The sequence below is a fragment of the Pantoea anthophila genome (assembly GCF_006494375.1).
Taxonomy (GTDB): Bacteria; Pseudomonadota; Gammaproteobacteria; order Enterobacterales; family Enterobacteriaceae; genus Pantoea; species Pantoea anthophila.
Genome location: NZ_VHIZ01000055.1, coordinates 1 through 5261, shown reverse-complemented (window position 1 = coordinate 5261; position 5261 = coordinate 1). Strand labels below are relative to the sequence as shown.

The window sequence follows — 5261 nt, the reverse complement described above, 5'->3', positions numbered from 1 at the left end:
GAAGGGACGTTGAAGACGACGACGTTGATAGGCCGGGTGTGTAAGCGCAGCGATGCGTTGAGCTAACCGGTACTAATGACCCGTGAGGCTTAACCTTACAACGCCAGAGGCGTTTTTGAGAGACGCGATTTTCAGTTTGTGACGGATACGTCTGCGCGGCCCCTGTGGCGGCGCGGAAAACAGAATCTGCCTGGCGGCTTTAGCGCGGTGGTCCCACCTGACCCCATGCCGAACTCAGAAGTGAAACGCCGTAGCGCCGATGGTAGTGTGGGGCCTCCCCATGCGAGAGTAGGGAACTGCCAGGCATTATATAAGTGAAGAAGCCCCGCACTGACGTGCGGGGCTTTTTTACGTCTGCAGATCGTGAAAAACCGCCTTCTGATCCCGAAAACTGCCTGAGAACACATCTCCGATACGGTAAACTACGGCCAGATAACTCAGTTAAGGCCGTCAAATGTCCAGCCAGCATCCCTCCTTAAAAGCCGACAATACACTTGGGCTTGAAGTACACACACAAAAACGCATCGTCGCTGAGACGCCTGCCGCCATTCTGGCTGCATGGCAGGCCAGCCAGCAGGATCAAACGCCTTTCCTTGTGCTCGGTGAAGGCAGCAATGTCCTCTTTCTGGATGATTTTGCCGGAACCGTGGTACTGAACCGCATTAAAGGCATCACCATTCAGGATGAATATGAGAGCTGGAAACTGCATGTCGGAGCCGGTGAGAACTGGCATGAGCTGGTCAAAAGTACCCTGGAAAAAGGGATCGCCGGACTGGAAAATCTGGCGCTGATCCCGGGCATGACCGGCTCGGCACCGATTCAGAATATTGGTGCTTACGGCGTGGAGTTAAAAGATGTCTGCGAATATGTGGATGTGCTTAATCTGCACAGTGGCGAAACAGAACGTCTGGATCGTGAAGCCTGTGAGTTTGGCTATCGCGACAGCATTTTCAAACACCGCTATCAGTCAGGCTATGTCATCGTCGCAGTCGGACTATGCCTGCCTAAGCAATGGCAGCCTGTCCTGACCTATGGCGATCTGAAAACACTGAATCCGGCCATCGCCAGTGCCTGGGATGTCTATCACGCTGTGTGTCAGATGCGTCAGAGTAAGTTACCGGATCCGAAAGTCACCGGAAATGTCGGCAGCTTTTTTAAAAATCCGGTGGTGACGCAGGCGCAGTGCAGCGCTCTGCTGGCCCGGTTCCCCGCCATGCCGCACTATCTGATGCCAGAGGGTGAAACGAAGCTGGCAGCGGGCTGGCTGATCGACCAGTGCCAGCTTAAAGGCTATCGCATCGGGGGCGCAGCCGTTCATCAGCAGCAGGCTCTGGTGCTGATCAATGCTGACCATGCCCTGCCTGCCGACATCGTGGCGCTGGCCAGAGCGGTACGCGCCCGGGTAGGAGAGAAGTTTGATGTCTGGCTTGAGCCTGAAGTCCGGTTTATTCAGGCACAGGGTGAATGCAATGCCGTCGAGGTGATCGCATGAAAGACCACAATGTCCCGTTAAAGCTGGTCGATATTTTGTCTGACGGCGAGTTTCACTCTGGCGAGCAGCTGGGTGAGACGCTGGGAATGAGCCGGGCTGCCATCAACAAGCATATCCAGACACTGAAAAGCTGGGGACTTGATGTCTATACCGTCACCGGTAAAGGCTACAGTCTGCCTGCGCCAATCCAGCTACTGGATGAGCAGGCGATTCTCGCGCAGGTTGAGCAGGGCAATGTCTCGGTGATACCGGTGATTGACTCAACAAATCAGTACCTGCTGGAGCGCATGCATGACATGCCTTCTGGTGCTGCCTGTATTGCTGAATATCAGCAGGCGGGGCGGGGACGCCGGGGCCGTCAGTGGTTCTCTCCATTTGGCGCTAACCTCTATATGTCGATGTACTGGCGCCTGGAACAGGGCCCCGCAGCGGCGATGGGCCTCAGCCTGGTCATTGGTATCATCATGGCGGAGACATTACGCTCACTGGGCGCAGATGAGGTCAGGGTAAAATGGCCAAATGATATTTATCTTAACGATCGCAAACTGGCGGGTATCCTGGTTGAACTGACCGGGAAAACGGGCGATGCTGCGCAGATTGTGATCGGTGCAGGTATCAATCTGGCAATGCGAACCGCTGACGCCTCCCAGATTAATCAGGGCTGGATTAACCTGCAGGAAGCCGGGGTAACGGTGAATCGTAATGAGCTGGCAGCTCGTTTGATCAATCGTCTGCGCGAGGCACTGCCACTGTTTGAGCAGGAGGGATTAGCGCCCTTTGTGGCCCGCTGGGCCGCGCTGGACAACTTCATTAACCGGCCTGTTAAGTTGCTCATCGGTGAACGCGAAGTGCACGGTATTGCGCGCGGTGTTGACAGCCAGGGGGGGCTGTTACTGGAACAGGATGGCGAAATAAAGGCATGGGTTGGCGGAGAGATATCGTTACGTCCTGTCTGAATAAAAAAAGCCTGCATGAATGCAGGCTTTTTTATCACTGGCGTTATTTACGCAGACGGACTTTATCAACAGCGTGATCGCCGCTTTTCGTCATAATCAGGCTGGCTCTCTCTCGTGTCGGCAGAATATTTTCCTGCAGATTGAGCCAGTTAATCTCTTTCCACAGATTACCCGCTATTTCAACGGCTTCCGCCTCGGAGAGCTGGGCATAGTGATGGAAGTAGGAGTCGGGGTCGGTAAAGGCACCCTGGCGGAATTTCAGAAAGCGATTGATGTACCAGCTTTGCAAAAGATCTTCTTCTGCATCGACATAGATTGAGAAATCGACGAAGTCAGAAACAAAGACGTGATGGGGGTCATGGGGATAGTCCATACCGCTCTGTAAGACGTTGAGCCCCTCAAGAATCACAATATCCGGCTGCTGTATGACTTTGTCGCCATCAGGGATAACGTCGTAAATCAGATGCGAATAGACCGGAGCGGTAACCTGACTGGCACCTGACTTTAAATCTGAGACGAAATTGACCAGCCGGTGCATATCGTAGGATTGCGGGAATCCTTTCTTCTTCATTAAGCCACGCTCTTTGAGCACGGCATTAGGATGCAGGAAGCCATCCGTGGTGATTAATTCCACCTTGCGATGTTCAGGCCAGCGGCTGAGCAATGCCTGCAATACACGTGCTGTCGTGCTTTTACCGACGGCAACGCTACCCGCAATACTGATGATGTAAGGGATCTTCTGCCCGTTGGTGCCCAGAAACTGCTCCAGTACAGCCTGCCGACGCACATTTGAACTGATATAGAAATTAAGCAGGCGCGAAAGAGGCAGGTAAATCTCTGCCACCTCTTCCAGAGAGAGGTCCTCGTTGATGCCTTTCAGCTGCGCAATCTCTTCCTCTGATAGCGTCATAGGAACGGAATCACGTAATGCCGCCCACTGCTCACGAGTGAATTCTAAGTAGGGCGTTGTCAGGGGAGTCGTTTTATCCATAAGCATGCATCTGACCGCAAATTCATTGCTATCACCGGCGTGTTATCCGATAAGCAGGACAACGCAGGTGATTTGAATCACGAATCGCTGGTTTATCAGTGAGAACAATGGGCTGGAGGGTATCACCAGTATGGCTTTTAACAGAAGTAAAAAGATAACTGTGATCTCGCTTTCGTCGGTATAGCCACAAAACGCGCCATTACCCAAGCCATTAACGACTTTATAACAGACAATGAGCCTGTAAAGCCGTTACAGGCTTCTTCCCACCCATAGTGCGTAACACCCTTGTTACCTGTCCCGGTGGCAGTGCCACGCATTAAGGCCTGTAAGGAAGCGAATGCGATATCCCCTCAATAAGCACACCATCCGGACCCTTCTGCCGGGTGCTGTTAAAGAAAAGGGATATTGCCTTCATGGAAATATCGGCCTGTGAGCTTAGCCTCTAACCCAAAATCATCCTGACGTGACGAAAAAAGCGTCAGTCAGCGCATGGGCGGGATCTTTTTTCAGGAATAAGCGAAATAACCGGCGTAAGAACGCTGGGGGCAGGCATTGTAAAAAGAGGGGCAGGGGGGGAGTGAAGCCAGAGTAAAGTCGAGAAAAAAGGGCCAGACTGGACAAATATTCCGCAGAAAACCACTAAATTGCGATGATTTGCACAAATAGTAAGCGATAGAAAAAAATATGCGATTTTTTAGTTGCATCCGAACGCCGACCTTCCTAGAATGCGCGTCACTTGATGCCGGCTTAGCTCAGTTGGTAGAGCAACTGACTTGTAATCAGTAGGTCACCAGTTCGATTCCGGTAGCCGGCACCAATCAAGTAGGTGGGATTCCCGAGCGGCCAAAGGGAGCAGACTGTAAATCTGCCGTCACAGACTTCGAAGGTTCGAATCCTTCTCCCACCACCATCCCGACCTCGCGGTTGGGTTCAGATAAACGGCCTGTTTATCTGTCAGGTGAGTCACTTCTCACCCTGAATTCAGACTGAGCGTTAGCGAAGTCAACGTCGGTCAGCTTCGCTGACGGACAGTAGGTAGCAGAGGCATTCTCTGTTATCTGCAAGCTACAGAAAGAACAGGTAGCCGAGTTCCAGGATGCGGGCATCGTATAATGGCTATTACCTCAGCCTTCCAAGCTGATGATGCGGGTTCGATTCCCGCTGCCCGCTCCAGATGTGCTGATATGGCTCAGTTGGTAGAGCGCACCCTTGGTAAGGGTGAGGTCCCCAGTTCGACTCTGGGTATCAGCACCACTTCCTTTAATCTCCCTCCTGATTTTCTCTGTAACTTCCTTGCAGTCAGGCATTGCCTGGTTAATGTGATGATATCATTGATATATCCGTGTCTTAGAGGGACTAGCGATGGCTAAAGAGCAATTTCAACGTAACAAACTGCACGTAAACGTGGGCACCATCGGTCACGTTGACCACGGTAAAACCACCCTGACTGCAGCAATCACTACCGTACTGGCTAAAACCAACGGCGGCCAGGCGCGTGCATTCGACCAGATCGACAGCACCCCTGAAGAAAAAGCCCGCGGTATTACCATCAACACCGCACACGTTGAGTATGAGACTGCTTCACGTCACTACGCTCACGTTGACTGCCCAGGCCACGCCGACTATGTGAAAAACATGATCACCGGTGCTGCGCAGATGGACGGCGCGATCCTGGTTGTTGCTGCGACTGATGGCCCGATGCCACAGACCCGTGAGCACATCCTGCTGGGTCGTCAGGTTGGCGTTCCTTACATCATCGTGTTCCTGAACAAGTGTGACATGGTTGATGATGAAGAGCTGCTGGAACTGGTTGAGATGGAAG

The 5261-nt window shown here is 52.6% G+C and carries 4 protein-coding genes, 4 tRNA genes and 2 rRNA genes; 9 read left to right on the top strand and 1 reads right to left on the bottom strand.

What is annotated here, in order from left to right:
• The 4 genes from FJW00_RS17330 to birA form a co-directional block, all read left to right on the top strand.
• Positions 1–97 (top strand): 23S ribosomal RNA (locus FJW00_RS17330); the annotation flags it as partial.
• 92 nt (positions 98–189) lie between these two features.
• Positions 190–305 (top strand): 5S ribosomal RNA (rrf, locus tag FJW00_RS17325).
• Positions 306–454: 149 nt separating this feature from the next.
• Positions 455–1492: a UDP-N-acetylmuramate dehydrogenase gene (gene murB, locus FJW00_RS17320; protein WP_140925088.1), complete on the top strand. Its 1038-nt coding sequence runs from the start codon at positions 455–457 to the stop codon at positions 1490–1492.
• The gene (gene birA / locus FJW00_RS17315) at positions 1489–2448 is read left to right on the top strand and encodes a bifunctional biotin--[acetyl-CoA-carboxylase] ligase/biotin operon repressor BirA (protein WP_046100986.1); all 960 of its coding nucleotides are present in this window, start codon (positions 1489–1491) and stop codon (positions 2446–2448) included. Before murB ends, birA begins: the two co-directional genes overlap by 4 nt.
• Before the next feature lie 43 nt (positions 2449–2491).
• Here the strand turns inward: birA and coaA are convergent, their stop codons facing one another.
• Complete coding sequence (coaA, locus tag FJW00_RS17310; RefSeq protein ID WP_009092666.1) at positions 2492–3439, bottom strand: type I pantothenate kinase; 948 nt, start codon at positions 3437–3439, stop codon at positions 2492–2494.
• A 741-nt stretch (positions 3440–4180) separates the two neighbouring features.
• Here coaA and FJW00_RS17300 point away from each other — a divergent pair.
• From FJW00_RS17300 to FJW00_RS17280, 5 genes are all read left to right on the top strand, one after another.
• Positions 4181–4256, top strand: a tRNA-Thr gene (locus tag FJW00_RS17300).
• A gap of 8 nt (positions 4257–4264) precedes the next feature.
• A tRNA-Tyr gene (locus FJW00_RS17295) sits at positions 4265–4349 on the top strand.
• A gap of 188 nt (positions 4350–4537) precedes the next feature.
• Positions 4538–4612 (top strand) — tRNA-Gly (locus FJW00_RS17290).
• Between the two features lie 5 nt (positions 4613–4617).
• Positions 4618–4693, top strand: a tRNA-Thr gene (locus FJW00_RS17285).
• 108 nt (positions 4694–4801) lie between these two features.
• On the top strand, positions 4802–5261 hold a 460-nt coding region (locus FJW00_RS17280), incomplete at its 3' end, for a GTP-binding protein (protein WP_140925086.1).

Coding starts and splice junctions, on each gene's coding strand:
- murB (WP_140925088.1), top strand. CDS start 455: ATGTCCAGCCAGCATCCCTCCTTAAAAGCCGACAATACACTTGGGCTT.
- birA (WP_046100986.1), top strand. CDS start 1,489: ATGAAAGACCACAATGTCCCGTTAAAGCTGGTCGATATTTTGTCTGAC.
- coaA (WP_009092666.1), bottom strand. CDS start 3,439: ATGGATAAAACGACTCCCCTGACAACGCCCTACTTAGAATTCACTCGT.